Genomic DNA, 14,476 nt, shown 5'->3' with positions numbered 1-14,476 from the left:
CCGGGGCTCAGCGGCCCCAGCGCAGCAGGGTGGTGCCGAGCGTCATGCCGCCGCCGAACCCGGCCAGCAGCACCAGGTCGCCGTCACGGGGCTCCCCGCCCCGGCGGGCGTGGTCCAGGGCCAGCGGGATCGACGCGGCGCCGGTGTTGCCGTGCCGGTCCACCGGCAGGTGCGTACGCGCCGCGTCCAGGCCGAGGCGTACCGCCACGCTCCGCAGCATCTCGCCGTTGGCCTGGTGCGGGACGAAGTGGTCGACCTCCCCGGCACTCACACCGAACGCGTCGAGGGTGCCCGCGACCGCGGCGGGCAGTTCCCGCTCCACGAAGTCACGGACGTCACGGCCCTGCATCCGGAAGAAGTGGTCGCCACGGGCGACGGACTTCTCCGAGGCGGGCTGCCTGCTGCCGCCGGCCGTGACCCCGATCAGCCCGTGCAGGTGGCCGTCGGTACGCATCCCGGTCCCCACGAACCCGCGCCCCTCGGGCACCGGTCCGAGCACCACGGCGCCCGCCCCGTCGCCGAACAGCGGGGCGGTCCTGCGGTCCGAGGGGTCGATGATGCGCGAGTACACCTCCGTACCGATGACGAGCGCCAGGCGCCGCCGGTCGCCCGTGTCCGGTGCGGCCAGCAACTGGGCGCCGGTGTGCAGCGCGGCGACGAACCCCGCGCACACCGCGTTCACGTCGAAGGCCGCCGCACGGCGCGCACCGATGCGGTGCTGCACGAACGCGGCGGTGGCGGGTTGCGGATGGTCGGGGGTGGAGGTCGCCACGACGATCCACGCGAGGTCGTCCGGTTCCGCCCCGGCGTCGGCCAGGGCGCGCACGGCGGCCTCGGTGGCCAGGTCCGACGCGGCCTCGTGGCCGGCCGCGTAACGCCGCTCGCGGATGCCGGTCTTGCGCTCGATCCACTCGGCACTCACCCCGGCCCGGGCGGCGACCGTCTCGTTGGAGACGACCTGCTCGGGCAGGTACGACCCGGTGCCCAGGATGCCGGTGCCGCCGGCGGCCGGCGCGTACACGGTCACAGTGACGCCGCCACGGGGGTCCTCGCCAGCCGGTCCTCGACCGTGCGGAGCACCTCCGCCTGCTGGTCGACGAGGTAGAAGTGGCCGCCGGGCAGGACGCGCAGGCCGAAGCCGGAGCGGGTGTGGTGCTCCCAGGCCCGCACCTCCTCGACCAGGGCGCGCGGGTCGCGGTCGCCGGTCAGCGCGGTGACGGGGCAGTCCAGCGGCGGGCCGGGCCGGTAGCGGTAGCCGCGCACCGCGCGGTAGTCGGCGCGCAGCGCCGGCAGGATCATGCGCAGCGTCTCCTCGTCGTCGAGGAGCGCGTCCCCGGTCCCGTCGAGCTTGCGGATCTCGGCGACGACCTCCTCGTCGGTCTCCGGGTGCCACTCGTCGGCGCGGTCCACACCGGGGGCGCGGCGGCCGGAGACGAACAGCTCGGTGGGGCCGCTGCCCGCGGCCTCCATGCGGCGGGCCACCTCGAAGCCGAGGACGGCGCCCATGCTGTGCCCGAACAGGGCGTAGGGCCGGTCGGTCCACGGCCCGAGCGCCGCGGCGATCCGGTCGGCCAGCGCCTCCAGGTCCGTGACGGCCGGCTCGGTGCGCCGGTCCTGGCGGCCGGGGTACTGGACGGCCAGCACCTCGACGCGGGGCGACAGTTCCCGTGCCACGGGGAAGTAGAAGCTGGCCGAGCCACCGGCGTGCGGCAGGCACACCAGGCGTACGGGCGCGTCGGGAGCGGGGCGGTAGTTCCTGAACCAGGGGCTGTCGCCGGGGATTCCCGTCATGAGTTCTCCTAGCCGATGCGAGTGGAGCCTCGGTCCAGGATGCGTGCGGGCGGCACCCCCCGGCCTCCCCTGTCCCACCCCTCATTCACCCCCCGGGGACCCCTGTGCGGCGGCCCCCGCGTTGAGGGGCCGGGCAGGGGTGCCGCACCGCCGGGCGCTGTCCGACCCTGGTACGCAGTGGCCCGCTTCGCTCTCCTCGGCTCTCAAGAGAATCAGGGAATTCACGTGGACGAGATCATCAGTGCCCTTCTCTCCGAGGACGCGACGCCGCAGGACTTCGCGGCCCTCCGCCTCCCGGAGAGCTACCGCGGTGCCGTTGTCCGCAAGGAGGACACCGGCATGTTCGACGGCATGGACTCCGCCGACAAGGACCCCCGCAAGTCGCTGCACCTCCAGGACGTGCCGCTGCCGCTGCCGTCGGCCGGCGAGGCCCTCGTCGCCGTCATGGCCAGCTCGGTGAACTACAACACGGTGTGGAGCTCCATCTTCGAGCCGCTGTCGACGTTCGGCTTCCTGGAGCGGTACGCCAGGCGTTCGGCCGCCGCCGCGCGACACGACCAGCCGTACCACGTCCTTGGCTCCGACCTCGCGGGTGTGGTGCTGCGCACCGGCCCGGGCGTCAACCGCTGGAAGCCCGGTGACCGGGTGGTCGCCCACTGCCTGTCGGTGGAACTGGAGTCGGCGGACGGCCACGGCGACACGATGCTCGACCCCGAGCAGCGGATCTGGGGCTTCGAGACCAACTTCGGCGGCCTGGCGGAGATCGCCCTGGTCAAGTCCAACCAGCTCATGCCGAAGCCGGAGCACCTGAGCTGGGAGGAGGCCGCGGCACCGGGCCTGGTGAACTCCACCGCCTACCGCCAGCTCGTCTCCCGCAACGGCGCCGGCATGAAGCAGGGCGACAACGTCCTGATCTGGGGCGCCTCCGGCGGCCTCGGCTCCTACGCGACCCAGTTGGCGCTCGCCGGCGGCGCCACCCCCATCTGCGTCGTCTCCTCCCCCCAGAAGGCGGACATCTGCCGCTCGATGGGCGCCGAGGCGATCATCGACCGCAGCGCCGAGGGCTACCGGTTCTGGAAGGACGAGCGCACCCAGGACCCCAAGGAGTGGAAGCGCTTCGGCAAGCGCATCCGCGAACTGACCGGCGGCGAGGACGTCGACATCGTCTTCGAGCACCCCGGCCGGGAGACCTTCGGCGCGAGCGTGTTCGTCACCCGCAAGGGCGGCACCATCACCACCTGCGCCTCCACCTCGGGCTTCATGCACGAGTACGACAACCGCTACCTGTGGATGTCGCTCAAGCGCATCATCGGCTCCCACTTCGCCAACTACCGCGAGGCCTGGGAGGCCAACCGCCTGATCGCCAAGGGCAGGATCCACCCCACCCTGTCCAAGGTGTACTCGCTGGAGGACACCGGCCAGGCCGCGTACGACGTCCACCGCAACCTCCACCAGGGCAAGGTCGGAGTCCTCGCCCTGGCCCCCGAGGAGGGCCTGGGCGTGAAGGACCAGGAGATGCGCGACAAGCACCTCCACGCCATCAACCGCTTCCGGGAAAGGGCGGCGCAGACCTCATGACCAAGCGACAGAACACCGCACCGGTGACGGCCGTCGTCGGCCTCGGGTCGATCGGCGAGGCGCTGCTGCACCTGCTGCACGGCGCGGGTCACACCGTCGTCGCCGTCGACACGGACCTGGACGTCCTCGCCCGCGTGGCCGGCCGGCTCAAGGCCACCACCGCCGCGGCGGGCGCCACCCGCTCCGCGGACGACGTCACCTTCACGGCCGACCACCAGGCCCTGGCCGGGGCCGGCCTGGTCGTCGAGGCCGTCCCCGACGACCCGGCCGTCAAGGCGGACGTCCTGCGGGCCATCACCTCCGTCTGCGCGCCCGGCACCCCCGTCGTCACCACCACGGCCGCCCTGTCCGTCGCCAGGCTGGCCGTCGCCACCGGCCGCCCGGCGGACGTCGCGGGACTGCGCCTGTTCACCCCGCCCGCCCCCGGCGGCCCCGCCGAGCCGGTGCGCACCGCGCTGACCTCGGCGGAGACGGCCGCCGCCCTGGACGCCCTGGTGACGGGCGCCGGGCTCACCCCGGTCACGGTCGGCGCCCGCCCGGCGGCCGACGCGACCGCCCTGGTCCTCGCCTTCCTCAACCGCGCCGTCGTCCTCCTCGACGAGGGCTACGCCACGAAGCACGCCATCGACACCGCCATGCGGCTGGGCTGCGGACTGCCGGCCGGCCCGCTGGAGACGCTCGACCGCATGGGCCTGGACACGGTCCACGCCCGGCTGACCGAGCTGTGGCGGCGCACCGGTGACACCGCCTACGAACCCGCACCGCTGCTGAGCCGGATGGTCGCCACCGGGCGCCTCGGCCGCAAGACCGGCGACGGGTTCCACTCCTGGGACGAGACCGGGGCGCTCCTGCCCGGCGGCCCGGCCGGCGACCGGGACGAGCCGGCGGCCCGGCCCGTGCGCCGCGTCGGCGTGATCGGCTCCGGCGCCATGGCGCGCGGCATCGCCGAGGTCACCGCCACGGCCGGGTACCCCACGGTCCTGGTGGCGCGCTCCGCCGACAAGGCGGACCAGGCGCTTCAGTCCATCGCCGGCTCCCTCACCCGCGGGGTACGCCGGGGCAAGGTCACCGCCCAGGCCAAGGCGGCCGCCCTGGACCTGCTCACCGGCGCCCACGACACCGCCGCGGCGGCGGACTGCGACCTGGTGATCGAGGCGGTCGCCGAGGACCTCGGCGTCAAGCGTGCCCGGTTCGCGGAGCTGGGCGAGGTGTGCGCCCCCGGCACCGTCCTGGCCACGACGACCTCCAGCCTCTCGGTCGCCGCGTGCGCCGAGGCGTCCGGCCGCCCGGCCGACGTGGTGGGCCTGCACTTCTTCAACCCGGCCCCGGTGATGCGGCTGATCGAGCTGGTCCACACCGGCACGGTGGCCCCGGGCGTCCTCGCCACGGCGCGGGCCTTCTGCGGCACGCTGGGCAAGACGGCGGTTCCCTGCCCGGACCGCACCGGCTTCATCGTCAACAGCCTGCTCTTCCCCTACCTGGGCGCGGCGCTCGCCCTGCTGGAGCGGCACGACGTGGACATCGAGGAGACCGACGACGCCGTCCGGCACGGTTTCGGCTTCCCCATGGGGCCGTTCGCGCTCCTGGACACCATCGGCCTGGACGTCTCGCTCGCCATCCAGCAGCGGCTGTACGAGCGGTTCGCCACGCCCGAGTACGTACCGGCGCCGGCCCTTCGGGAGCTGGTGGCCGCCGGGCTGCTGGGCCGCAAGAACGGGCGCGGGCTGCGCACCGCCGACGCCCGGCGCTGACGGCCCGTCAGCTAGGGCGGGCCGCCATCAGGGCGGCCAGCTCGGTCCGGGAGGCCACCCCCAGCTTGCGGTAGATCCGCGTCAGGTGCTGCTCCACCGTGCTGGTGGTGACGTACAGCCGGGCCGCGATGGCCCGGTTGGTGCTCCCGCCGGCGGCCAGCACCGCGACCCGCCGCTCCGCACGGGTCAGTTGGGCGATCGGGTCCGCGTCCGCCTCCCGGCCGGCGGGCAGCGCCCGCAGCGCCCCGGCGGCGGGCGTCCGCCAGTCCAGCGCGCCGCGCGGTTCCAGCCGCCACCGCGCCAGCAGGTCCCGGCAGGCGTGGAAGTCGCCGAGGGCGGCCCGCGGCCGGTCGACGGCGAGCTGGTAGTGGCCGCGGGCCAGCAGGTAGTGCAGCCCGGCCCGGGTGCGGAACATCGCGGCGGGCACCGGGACGCGCAGCCGCGCCGCCGCCTCCTCGTACGCGCCCCGGCGGGTCGCCGCCAGCACGGCCGCCGCCAGCGGCATGCCGACGGCCACTCCCCAAGCGTCCGGCGACAGCAGCGACAGCGCCCTGCCCGCGTACCGGGCGGCGGCGTCGTAGGCGCCGGTGCGGGCGTGCACCACGGCGGCTGCCGCGACCGCCACCGCCCGCCGCGCCGGGGTCGCCGCCCGCGCCTGGTCCGCGCCGGCGGTCAGCGCGCACCAGCGGCCGGCCCGCCCGGTCTCCCCCGCGTGCAGCAGGGCGCACAGCACGGCGGCGACGGACCCCGGCGGCGCGTGGTCGTGGACGACCGACTCCAGCACCCGCTCGGCGTGCTCGTCCATGTCCTCGGGCCCCGGCCCGTGCGGCTCCTCGCCGGCCCGCAGGCACGGATAGACGTACCCGGCCGCCGCCGTGTCCGCTCCGGCCGGCCGGCCGTGCCACAGCAGCAGCCCCGCCGCGTCCTCGGCGTCCGGCCGGCCGGCGGCCAGCTCCCGCTCCAGGGCCGGCAGGTGGCGTACGACGGACGCCGGGTCGGCCTCCCACTCGGCGCGGGCCAGCAGCGGCAGCAGCCCGCCGGCCTCCTCGCCGCCCGCCCGGTGGGCGGTGCGCAGGAACTCGGCGGCCTGCCGTGCCCCGCCGCGGCCCAGCGCGTGCCGGGCCGCCTCGGCGAGCAGCGGAACCGCCCACGCCGGGCCGTCCGGCCGGCCGCCCGAGGCACGGGCGGCCACCAGGTGGCGGGCGACCGGGCCGGGTTCGGCGCCGTTCTCGTACAGCGTCCGGGCCGCGGCGGTGTGCAGCCCGGTCGACTCCTCGGCCGACAGCTCCTCCAGCACGGCGGCCCGCACACCCTCGTGGCGCAGCCGCCCGCCGTCGAGCAGCCCGGCCGCGTCCAGCTCCTCCAGGCAGGCGGCGACGGCCCGTTCGGGCAGCTCCACCAGGTGGGCGAGGAGGGTGAGCGTCGCCGTGCCGGCGAGCACGGCCAGGGCGCGGGCGACCGACGCCACCGGCGCCCCGGCTCCGTGCAGGCAGGTGGTGACGGCCCGCCGGAACGCGGTGCCCGCCACCGGGCGGGAGGGCCGCACCGGTTCGCACGCGCGGTGGTCCTCCAGCAGCCCGTGCAGCAGCCGCGGGTTGCCGCCGGTGAAGCGGTGCCAGTCGGGGGCGAGCCGCCGCGCCGTCGCCCCGTCCAGCGCGCCGCCCCCGGGCGAGGCCAGGAAGCCGACCACCGCGTCCTCGTCCAGGACGGTGAGCGGTACGGGGGTGCAGCGGGGGTGCCGCAGCAGTTCGGCCAGCGGCAGGGGGCCGGCCGCGGGGGGCCGCGGTCGGCCGGCGAGGACGAGCAGGACCGGGGTGCCGGTGAGCCGTCCGCACACGTACAGCAGGCACCGGGCGGACGCCTCGTCCATGTGGTGGGCGTCGTCGACGAGGGCCACCACGGGCGCGCCCGCGGCGTGGTCGCGCAGGGCCGCGTGGAGCACGTCGGGCGGTGCGGAGGGGGGCGGTAACGCGTCGGGGCCCGCGCCGCTGAGCAACTGGCCCACGACGCCGAGGGGCAGGTCCGTCTCGGCCGGGGAGGCGGACGCGTCCAGCACCAGCGCGCCCGCCGCGCCGGCCCGTTCCGCGAGACCGCGCAGCAGGGCGCTCTTGCCGGTGCCGGGGCTGCCCGTGACGAGCGCCGCGCGGCCCTCACCGCGCCGGGCAGCCGTCAGCAGCTCGTCCAGCAGGCCGAGTTCCGCACCCCGCCACGCCAGCTCCACCGGCACCCCCCATGTCGTCAGGCCACCCGGACGGCCGCCGTCCGCTGCTGGGAAGTCTGCACAGGAACGTGGAAGCTTCGCTGGTACCAGACCAGAGCCCCGCTCGAGCCGTTCGTGCGCGCCTCGACGGGGCTGCCCAGCAGCAGGTCGTGGTCGCCCGCGGGCACGACGTCCGCCAGCACGCACCTCAGCAGCACCGAGGCGTCCGGGAGGTACGGCAGGCCGCTCGCGGGCCAGGTCTCGAACTCGCCGCCCGCGAACCGGTCCGCGCCGGATGCCGCGAAGCGCCGGGCCAGCGCGCCGTGGTGGGCGCCGAGCACGTTGACGACGAACTCGCCCCGGTCGATGAGCGGCCCGTGGCAGCCGGACCCCCGGGTGACGCCCACCAGGACCAGGGGCGGGTCGAGGGACACGGAGGTCACCGCGCTGGCGGTGAACCCCCGGCGCGTCCCGTCGCCGTCCACGGTGGTGACGACGGTGACGGGCGCCGCGAGCAGCGCCATCGCGTCGCGGAACTGCTCGGGTCCGGTCGCGGCGACACGCGGCGGTGTGTACGGCACGGTCACAGAAGGGCTCCTCGGTCGGCTGTCGGCCTGCGCGTGTGGTGATCACCATCGTCGGCCGCCGTCCACCCCTCGGGGAACCCCACATGCGCCCCAGCGCCACCCCCTACACGGGCACCGCGACCGGTTCCGGCAGCGCGAGGAGCCGGGGCGAGCCGCGGTCCCACGGGAAGCCGTGGTGCAGGTGGAGGACGGGGTGCACGTCCCGGTCGCCCACCACGGCGACGGCCGCCAGCACGTCGGGCACCGGCTCCAGTTCGACGAACCGCCACGGCAGGGCGGCCTCGCCCTCGGGGGGCCGGAAGCCCAGGACGCCCCGGTCCTCGGCCAGGGTGAAGGAGAAGCTGTCGAAGGGCAGCCCGAGCCCCAGCCCGCGCGCCTTGGAGTACGCCTCCTTCAGCGTCCACAGCCGCAGGATGCGGCGGTCCTGCGGGCGGCCGGGCGCGGCGTCCGCCACCCACTGCCGCTCCTCCGGGGCGAAGGTGTCGACGATCGCGTCGAAGCCCTGGTCGCCCCGGTCGAGCCGCTCCACGTCCACCCCGATCCGGTGGCGCCGCACCACCCCGAGAAGGTTGTGGCCGTGGGCGTGGGAGAGGTTGAAGTCCAGTTCCCGGCCGCCGCGCGGCAGCCCTTCGGCCGGTTTCTGGAGGAACGGCCGCCCCCGGGAGGAGCGCCAGATCACGGCCTCCGCCTCGGGCACCCCGCTCTCCAGCGCCAGCACCCGCCGCACGAGGGTGTGGGCGACGAGGTACTGGCGCCGGTCGCGTTCGAAGAGGAACCGGCCCGCGATCTCCTGCTCGTGCTCGTCCAGCCAGTGGGTGGCCAGGGTGGCGGCGATGCCGGGGGTGAGTTCGTCGTTGGGGCAGAACCACAGCTTGACGGGTTCGGGCCGGTCCGGCCCGAACCCGTCGACGACGCGGTCCACCGTTGCGGGGCTCGTCATCCGGCCGTCTCCGTCCCCTCCGTGCCGTCCGGGTGTCCCAGCCACAGGGGACGGCGCAGGAACGCCGAGGGGGGCAGCGGCACCAGGGGCGCCGGGGCGCCGGAGCCCGGCCGGTGCTCCAGCGCGGCCCAGTCGACGTCGAGCCCGGACAGCCACAGGCGGGTGAGCTGCTCGGTGCGGCCGGCGCGCCACAGCGCTGCCAGGTAGTCGCGGGTCTCGGGCGCGTCGCCCAGGCCCAGCGGATCGGCGTCGCCGGCCCGCAGGTCCACGCACCGCACACCGTCGGCGGGGTGCGCGCCGCCGTCCGCGAAGTCCCGCAGCACTTCCACCAGGTGGGGCACGTCGTGTGCGGTCAGCGCCATCCGGCACGGCCGGGCGGCCCGGCCCGCGCGCAGCGCGCGTGCCACGTCCGCGAGCGGCGCCCGGTCCCCGTCCGTGGCGGTGTCGTCGCCGCTCCCGGCGCTGTCGGCGGCGAGCCAGTCGGCCAGCCGGGCGGCGCCGGCGGCGAGGTGGGCGGGGGTGGGGGCGGACAGCAGGATCAGCTCACCGGTCGCGCCGCCCGGCCCGTCCCCGTGCCCGTCCGCCCGTCCGTCGCCGTGCCCGTCCGCCTGTGCGGCGCCGTGCCCGTCCGCCTGTCCGGCGTCCGCACGGCGGGCCGGTACGAACTCCTCCAGCACCGCCCGGGCCCCGAGCCGTGCGCCCTCGGGGCCGGCCACCTCGACGGTGGCCACCCGGGGCAGTTCCCGTCCCCGCGCGTCACGGGGCCGCGGCCAGGGGGTGGCGGGCGCGCCGTCCTGCGTGGGGGCGAGGGTGCCGTGGCGGAGCTGGAGCACGGCGGCGGTGAGGGCCGCCAGTCCGGTGGCCGCCCCGGCGTCGCCCACCCGGCGGGCGGTCGTCGCGGCCGTCTCGCGCAGCCCCGCGGCCTCCGCGCCGCCGGGGGCGCCGGCCGAGGTGGACCGTACGACGGCGTGCACGTGGTCGCCGTCGGCGAGCGCGCGGGCGAGCGGCTTGAGCACGACGGCGCCCACGCCCTCCCCCGCGCCCCGCCGGCCGCGCGAGGGGTGCAGCAGCAGTTCGACGCCGCCGGCCACGGCGGCCGCGCACTCGCCGCGCCGCAGCGCGCCGACGGCGAGGTGCACGGCGACGAGGGCGGACGCCTCGGCGGCGTCGACGGCGTGCGCGGGGCCGTTCAGGCCGAGCAGCGCGGAGAGGCGGCCGGCCGTGCGCCAGTGGCCGCTCGCCGGCATCCGCCGCCCGCCCCGCGCCCAGTTCTCGGCCGCGACCAGGGCGTAGTCGGCGGCCGAGACGCCGACGAACACGCCGACGCCGCGCGGCGCACCGCCCGGACCGGTCAGCGCGTCCAGCCGGGCGCCGGTGCAGCCCGCGTCCTCCAGCGCCTCCCAGGCGGTCTCTAGGAACAGCCGCTCCTGGGGGTCCATCAGGCCGGCGCTCTCGGCGGTCAGCCCGAAGAAGTCCGGGTCGAACTCGGTGGCGCCGTCCAGGAAGTGCCCGCGCTCCCCCGCCCCGAGCGGTGACCGGCCGGGGCGGCCGAGCGGCGCGTCGGAGGAGGTGTCCCTCCCCTCGCGCAGGTTCTGCCAGTAGGCGCGCAGGTCCGGGGCGAGCGGATAGCGGCCCGCGATGCCGACGACGGCGTACCGGTCGGTGGTCTCCGGTACGCGCGCGGCGTCGGGATCACCGGCGGCGGCCGGTTCGGGAGTGGATCGGGGTGCGGGCCGCCGGGGCGCCGCCTCCAGTTCCGCGAGGAGCTGGACGGCCAGGCCGCGCTCCAGGGTCCCGGCCTTGAACCGGGTGAGGATGTCTCGTTCGTCCATGGCTCCGTGCCGTTCACGCCCGCCGGGGCAGCAGTGTCAGCGCCTCGTCGACGGACAGCCGCTCGTCGCGGACCGCGTCGAGCAGTGCCTCCAGGGTCAGGTGCGCGCGTTCCGGCGCCGGTGCGGGCGCCGGTTCGGGCGCCGCCGGCGCGGGTGGCGCGGCCTGGGTGAGGAGGGCGATGTGCGCGGCCATCGCGGTGAGGTTGGGGTGGTCGTAGAGCGTCACGGCGCGCTCGTCGATGCCGTACGTCTGGTTGATGACCGCCACGAACTGGGCGCCGAGGATGGAGTCGACGCCCAGGAGGTTGAAGGCGGCCGTGGTGTCGATGTCCCACGGGTCGCAGCACAGGATGCGCGCGAGCTCCTCGCGCAGCACGTCGAGCACCTCCCGCGCGGCCGCCCCCGCCACCGGGGCCACGGGAGCGGACGCGGGCACGGGCGCCGGGGCCGGGGCCGGGGCGACGGCCGCCGGAACGGCGGGCACGGGCGCGGCGGGCACGGTTGCGGCGGGCGGGGTCGGCGTCATGGGCGTTGGGCGCCGGTGTGCCGGTTCGCCCGCCACGTACCGGGCGAAGGCCAGCGGGGTGGGGTGGTCGAGCAGGGCGGCGGCCCTGACCGCCGTACCGAACCGGGCGTTCACCGTGGCCACGAACTCCACGGTCAGCAGCGAGTCGAGCCCCAGCGACCGGAACGTCTGCTCGGGGTCGATCTTCTCGGGCTTCAGCCGCAGGACACCGGCGAGCACCACGACGAGTTCGGTCACCAGGTCGGGTGGCGGCGCGGCGGACGCGGACCTGAGGGAAGTGAGACGTTCATGGGACATGGGTGGGCTCCAAGGTGTCCGTCCCGGCGGGCCGACGCGGGAAGTATCGAAGGTGCGTGGGAGCGGGAACAATCGCCGCCCGTGCTGAAGTTCGCGGCGCTGCCTGGTCCTTGCGAGGGACCACTGCCGGGCGACTCCGCCGTACGAGTGAGCCCTCCCGCCGTACACGCGCGGGGGTCAGGCCGCCTGTTCCCCGGAGGTCTCCTCGGCGGCGGGCGGGTGCGTGCGGTAGCGCACCAGGTCGTCCGGCGGTACGAGGGCCGACAGCAGCGGCTGCCACAGCGCCGCCACCCTGCGGCTGAGTTCGGCGTACGGCAGTCCGGTGCCGGCCAGGACCGTGATCCCGCACACGATCGCCGACAGAAGGGCCTCGGGGCCGTCCGTCGCGTCGCGTTCGAGCAGCTCACCCGCCGCGCGGGCCTGGCCGAGGAGCCGCAGCACCTCGGTGATCCACGCCTGGTGGAAGTCGGTGACCGGGGGCTGCCGCCCGGTGCACTCGTTGGTGATCCGGAAGCTGGCCCGGATGACCGGGTCGTCATGGAGGGTTCCGGCCAGCCAGTGCGTCATGTCGATGAGCACCTGCACCGGGGGGACGCCCGCCTCCCAGTGCCGCTGGACGAAGTCGAGCAGCAGGGCGCGGCCCCGCTCCTGCACGGCGTCGGCGAGTCCGTCCTTGGAGGCGAAGTGGAAGTACAGCGCTCCCTTCGTCATCCCGGCGGCGCCCGCGATCTGGCCGAGGGTGGCGTTGGCGTAGCCGTTGCGGTTGAACATCTCCGCGCCCGCATGGACCAGTCTCTGGCGGGTCCGCTGCGATCTGGCCTGCATCCCGGCCTCCCTCAGCCGACTCTGCTCAGGCGGTCGCCGCCCCCGGCGGCGACCTGGTCGAGGGCGGGTTCGGGGCCGGCCATCAGGATCGACCGCTGGAGCCGCCGCAGGCCCGCCGAGGGCTCCAGGCCCAGCTCCCGCACCAGGGCGGTGCGCAGCCGCTGGTAGACGTCGAGCGCCTCGCTGCGGCGCCCGGAGCGGTGCAGCGCCAGCATGAGCTGGCCGTGCAGGGTCTCGTGGGTGCGGTAGCGGCTGACCAGCATGGTCAGTTCGCCCAGCAGCTCGCGGTGGCGGCCGAGCCGCAGGTCGGCCTCGATGCGCTGGTCCAGCGCGCACAGCCGGGTCTCGTCCAGGCGCCGGGTCTCCATCTCGAGCTGCGTCCCGGTCTGTACGTCGGCGAGGGCGGAGCCGGTCCACAGGGCGAGGGCGTCGCGCAACTGCCGGGCGGCGCCCGGGAAGTCGCCGGCGTCCATGGCCCGGTAGCCGGTTCCGGCCATCCGCTCGAACTCCCGGACGTCGCTGGTGCCGCCGCCCGTGTTGAGGAGGTATCCCCCCGGGGTGGTGACGAGCACGTCCTTGGCGGTGCGCGGCTCGGTCCCCTCCGGGTCCTTCTCCAGGGCCGTCGCGATCAGGTCGCGCAGTTGCAGGACGTAGGTCTGGAGCGTGGTCCGGGCGCTGCGCGGCGGCCGGTCCCCCCACAGCTCCTCGATCAGCATGCCCACGGGCACGACCTGATCGGCGTGCAGGGCCAGCAGAGCCAGGACCTGCCGCGGCTTCGGTGCCGTCGGCGTCACCGAGACCCCGTTCTCACGGACGGCCAACGCGCCCAGTACTTCGATATCCACGCCGTCTCCCCTGTTCGTGCATGAATCGTGAGCACTTCGAGTAAAAAACAGGGCGGACGGTTTGTCAATATGAAACCGTTCGCGCTGTTTTCCAGAGAGCCTCCGCCACCGCTGAACCGCCTCTTGACCTGTGCTTTCGACAGAGAGTGGCAGAAAGAATCACTGCGCGCAGGCAGCGCCGGGGGCGGTTCGGCGGGGGTCGCCGCAGCGACGACGGCATGGAAACAGCATGATCAGTCGGTTGCCGCGACCGGCATGGCGAGGTCCCCCTCGTCGCCGGGGCCGGCGGCCGGGGCCGGCACGGCGCCGAGGGCGCTCGCGAGCAGGCCGCCCGTGGGGAACGAGGTGACCGGGAGGAGTGCGCAGTGGCCGGCCAGCCCGGGCAGGAGCAGGTCCCAGAAGCCGGTGATCCTCTCCTCGGTCAGCCACTCGCCGTTCTCGCCGCCGAGCACCTCGAAGCCCACGGTCGCCGCCAGGATGGTGGACGCGGCACCGTCCGGCGACACCCCCTCGGCCAGGCCGCCCTCCTGCTCGGCCCGCCGCAGCGCCTCCTCGATCCACCGCTGCCACTCCCGCCGGAGCTGCGGTTCCTCCCCGCGCGCCGGGTCTCCGCCGAGCTCGAAGCCGGCCCGTACGACGATGTCGGCGGCCAGCCGGTTCATCAGCTCGTGCGTCGTGTCCACGAGCGCCTGGAGGGCGCTCCCGCCGCCCTCCAGCACGCCCGCGGTGATGCGGCGCACCCGCGCCGCCGCCTCGTCCTCCACGGCCCGGGCGAGCGCCTTCTTGTTCTCGAAGTGGAAGTGCAGCGCGCCGTTGCTGACCCCGGCCCGCCGGCTGATCGTCGCGAGGGAAGCAGGCGCGAAACCCTCCTGGGCGAACACCTCGGCGGCGGCACGGATCAAGGACTGACGTGTGCGGGCCGCACGCTCCTGCTTGACCATCGATTGTCTCCTGGCTGCGGGACACGGCTGCACGTTCCCCCGTCCGGGGCCGGTCCCGCCGAGCCCCGTCGTTCGTCGGTTACTGGGGCGGGTTGCCGTGCTTGCGGGACGGCAGGTCGGCGTGCTTCGTGCGGAGCATCGCCAGGGAACGGATGAGTACCTCCCGGGTTTCACCCGGGTCGATGACGTCGTCGACGAGGCCGCGTTCGGCCGCGTAGTAGGGGTGCATCAGCTCTGCCTTGTACTCCTTGACCATGCGGGCGCGCATGGCCTCGGGGTCCTCGGCGTCGGCGATCTGACGGCGGAAGATGACGTTGGCGGCGCCCTCGGCGCCCATGACGGCGATCTCGTTGGTCGGCCAGG

13 protein-coding genes are annotated in these 14,476 nt (G+C 75.5%); 2 read left to right on the top strand and 11 right to left on the bottom strand.

The features are described 5' to 3' along the window. Positions 1–7 precede the first annotated feature (7 nt). A complete protein-coding gene (locus E2B92_RS31150) occupies positions 8–1,027 on the bottom strand; it encodes a 3-oxoacyl-ACP synthase III family protein (RefSeq protein ID WP_235024062.1) in 1,020 nt (339 codons plus the stop codon). Then, positions 1,024–1,791, bottom strand: a complete 768-nt coding sequence (locus E2B92_RS31145; RefSeq protein WP_126883839.1) for a thioesterase II family protein — start codon at positions 1,789–1,791, stop codon at positions 1,024–1,026. The genes E2B92_RS31150 and E2B92_RS31145 overlap by 4 nt, the downstream gene beginning before the upstream one ends. A gap of 225 nt (positions 1,792–2,016) precedes the next feature. On the opposite strand from E2B92_RS31145, the gene ccrA reads away from it, so the two are divergent. Then, a complete protein-coding gene (gene ccrA / locus E2B92_RS31140) occupies positions 2,017–3,369 on the top strand; it encodes a crotonyl-CoA carboxylase/reductase (protein WP_235024061.1) in 1,353 nt (450 codons plus the stop codon). Next, the gene (locus E2B92_RS31135; protein WP_235024060.1) at positions 3,366–5,120 is read left to right on the top strand and encodes a 3-hydroxyacyl-CoA dehydrogenase family protein; all 1,755 of its coding nucleotides are present in this window, start codon (positions 3,366–3,368) and stop codon (positions 5,118–5,120) included. Before ccrA ends, E2B92_RS31135 begins: the two co-directional genes overlap by 4 nt. Before the next feature lie 7 nt (positions 5,121–5,127). Here the strand turns inward: E2B92_RS31135 and E2B92_RS31130 are convergent, their stop codons facing one another. From E2B92_RS31130 to E2B92_RS31090, 9 genes are all read right to left on the bottom strand, one after another. Continuing rightward, positions 5,128–7,347 carry an AAA family ATPase gene (locus E2B92_RS31130; RefSeq protein ID WP_160159808.1) on the bottom strand — a complete coding sequence of 740 codons (2,220 nt, stop codon included), beginning with the start codon at positions 7,345–7,347 and terminating at the stop codon, positions 5,128–5,130. Positions 7,348–7,358: 11 nt separating this feature from the next. After that, positions 7,359–7,907: a flavin reductase family protein gene (locus tag E2B92_RS31125; protein ID WP_312846033.1), complete on the bottom strand. Its 549-nt coding sequence runs from the start codon at positions 7,905–7,907 to the stop codon at positions 7,359–7,361. Positions 7,908–8,010: 103 nt separating this feature from the next. Next, on the bottom strand, positions 8,011–8,847 hold the full coding sequence (locus tag E2B92_RS31120) for a 4'-phosphopantetheinyl transferase family protein (protein WP_126883841.1): 837 nt from the start codon (positions 8,845–8,847) through the stop codon (positions 8,011–8,013). Beyond that, positions 8,844–10,679, bottom strand: a complete 1,836-nt coding sequence (locus E2B92_RS31115; protein ID WP_126883842.1) for a beta-ketoacyl synthase N-terminal-like domain-containing protein — start codon at positions 10,677–10,679, stop codon at positions 8,844–8,846. Before E2B92_RS31115 ends, E2B92_RS31120 begins: the two co-directional genes overlap by 4 nt. A 13-nt stretch (positions 10,680–10,692) precedes the next feature. Then, positions 10,693–11,502 carry an acyl carrier protein gene (locus E2B92_RS31110; protein ID WP_126883843.1) on the bottom strand — a complete coding sequence of 270 codons (810 nt, stop codon included), beginning with the start codon at positions 11,500–11,502 and terminating at the stop codon, positions 10,693–10,695. A 177-nt stretch (positions 11,503–11,679) separates the two neighbouring features. Continuing rightward, on the bottom strand, positions 11,680–12,327 hold the full coding sequence (locus tag E2B92_RS31105; RefSeq protein ID WP_126883844.1) for a ScbR family autoregulator-binding transcription factor: 648 nt from the start codon (positions 12,325–12,327) through the stop codon (positions 11,680–11,682). Positions 12,328–12,338: 11 nt separating this feature from the next. Next, positions 12,339–13,172, bottom strand: a complete 834-nt coding sequence (locus tag E2B92_RS31100; RefSeq protein WP_126883845.1) for an AfsR/SARP family transcriptional regulator — start codon at positions 13,170–13,172, stop codon at positions 12,339–12,341. A 233-nt stretch (positions 13,173–13,405) separates the two neighbouring features. After that, positions 13,406–14,113, bottom strand: a complete 708-nt coding sequence (locus tag E2B92_RS31095) for a ScbR family autoregulator-binding transcription factor (protein ID WP_126883846.1) — start codon at positions 14,111–14,113, stop codon at positions 13,406–13,408. Positions 14,114–14,192: 79 nt separating this feature from the next. Further along, a partial coding sequence (locus tag E2B92_RS31090; protein WP_312846034.1) for a carboxyl transferase domain-containing protein occupies positions 14,193–14,476 on the bottom strand: 284 nt, incomplete at its 5' end.

This window comes from Streptomyces sp. WAC05374, assembly GCF_004353505.1.
Taxonomy (GTDB): Bacteria; Actinomycetota; Actinomycetes; order Streptomycetales; family Streptomycetaceae; genus Streptomyces.
The sequence above is the reverse complement of the archived record's forward strand: the minus strand, read 5'-3'. Positions and strand labels throughout refer to the sequence as shown.

Excerpts from the sequence above, each read along its gene's own strand:
- E2B92_RS31105 (WP_126883844.1), bottom strand. The coding sequence starts at position 12,327 with ATGCAGGCCAGATCGCAGCGGACCCGCCAGAGACTGGTCCATGCGGGC.
- E2B92_RS31120 (WP_126883841.1), bottom strand. The coding sequence starts at position 8,847 with ATGACGAGCCCCGCAACGGTGGACCGCGTCGTCGACGGGTTCGGGCCG.
- E2B92_RS31145 (WP_126883839.1), bottom strand. The coding sequence starts at position 1,791 with ATGACGGGAATCCCCGGCGACAGCCCCTGGTTCAGGAACTACCGCCCC.
- E2B92_RS31115 (WP_126883842.1), bottom strand. The coding sequence starts at position 10,679 with ATGGACGAACGAGACATCCTCACCCGGTTCAAGGCCGGGACCCTGGAG.
- E2B92_RS31110 (WP_126883843.1), bottom strand. The coding sequence starts at position 11,502 with ATGTCCCATGAACGTCTCACTTCCCTCAGGTCCGCGTCCGCCGCGCCG.
- E2B92_RS31135 (WP_235024060.1), top strand. The coding sequence starts at position 3,366 with ATGACCAAGCGACAGAACACCGCACCGGTGACGGCCGTCGTCGGCCTC.
- E2B92_RS31095 (WP_126883846.1), bottom strand. The coding sequence starts at position 14,113 with ATGGTCAAGCAGGAGCGTGCGGCCCGCACACGTCAGTCCTTGATCCGT.